The organism is Amycolatopsis sp. SID8362 (genome assembly GCF_010550475.1).
GTDB classification, from domain to species: domain Bacteria; phylum Actinomycetota; class Actinomycetes; order Mycobacteriales; family Pseudonocardiaceae; genus Amycolatopsis; species Amycolatopsis eburnea.
The window spans coordinates 1-1,386 of sequence record NZ_JAAGNB010001756.1 but is presented as its reverse complement, the minus strand read 5'-3'; the positions used below and the strand labels follow the sequence as shown (position 1 = coordinate 1,386).

Sequence of the window (1,386 nt, the reverse complement as noted above, 5' to 3'; positions counted from 1 at the left end):
GATCTCGCCGATCGAATGCCCGGCGACGGCGTCGGGCGCCATCCCCCACGACCCGGCCAGCCGCAGCAGCGCGACCTGCAGGGCGAACAACGCCGGTTGCGCGAACTCCGTGCGGTCCAAGCGTTCCTGGTCGTCCCCGCGCACGGCGGCCACGACCTCGGGCCCGAACTCCGCGAGGACGGCGTCGTACGCCTCGGCGAACACCGGGAACCGCCGCGCCAGTTCGCGGCCCATGCCGGCGCGCTGGCCGCCCTGGCCGCTGAAGAGGAACGCGGTCTTCCCGGGCACCGCGGCGCCGGTGATGGCGGCCGGGTGGTCGAGCGTCAGTGCGTCCCGGGTGGAGGCCGGGTCGGTGGCGAGCACCACGGCCCGGTGCGCGAACCGCGACCGGCCGGCCAGGGTGTGCCCGACGTCGAGGGGCTGATCGGCGAACGCGGCCAGGGCCGCCGCCTGTGCGTGCAACGCGGTCTCGGACTTGGCCGACAGCGGCCACGGCACCACGGCGGGCGCGGGCACCGCGGGAGTGTCCGAAGTGGCCGGTGACTGTTCGAGGACGACGTGGGCGTTGGTGCCGCTGATCCCGAACGACGAGACCGCCGCCCGGCGCGGCCGCCCGCGCTCGGGCCACTCGGTCGCTTCGCCGAGCAGCACGACACCACCGTCCGCCCAGTCGATGCGCGACGACGGCGGGTCCGCGTGCAGGGTCCGCGGCAGCACGCCGTGCCGCATCGCGAGGACCATCTTGAGCACGCTCGCGACGCCCGCGGCGGCTTGCGTGTGCCCGATGTTGGACTTCACCGAGCCCAGCAGCAGCGGGGTTTCCCGGTCCTGGCCGTAGGTCGCGATGAGCGCCTGCGCCTCGATCGGGTCGCCCAGCGGGGTCCCGGTGCCGTGCCCGTCCACCGCGTCGACGTCCGAAGTGGACAGACCGGCGTCGGCGAGCGCGGCGCGGATGACGCGTTGCTGCGACGGGCCGTTCGGCGCGGTGAGGCCGTTGGACGCGCCGTCGGAGTTGACCGCGGAGCCCTTGACCACGGCCAGGATCCGGTGCCCGTTCCGCTCGGCGTCGGAAAGCCGTTCCAGCAGCAGCATCCCGGCGCCTTCGGCCCAGCCGGTGCCGTCCGCGCCGTCGCCGAAGGAGCGGCAGCGGCCGTCCGCGGACAGGCCGCGCTGGCGGGAGAACTCGATGAACGTCGACGGTGTCGCCATCACCGTGACACCGCCGGCGAGGGCGAGGTCGCACTCCCCCGACCGCAGTGCCTGCGCGGCGAGGTGCAGGGACACGAGCGACGACGAGCACGCCGTGTCCACCGTGACCGCCGGACCTTCCAGACCGAGCACATAGGACACCCGGCCGGACGCGACGCTGCCCGCGCTGCCGCTGGT

1 protein-coding gene is annotated in these 1,386 nt (G+C 74.7%); it reads right to left on the bottom strand.

Going from position 1 to position 1,386, the window contains the following annotated elements; translation table 11 throughout:
• A partial coding sequence (locus G3I65_RS53360; protein ID WP_160703911.1) for a type I polyketide synthase occupies positions 1-1,386 on the bottom strand: 1,386 nt, incomplete at both ends.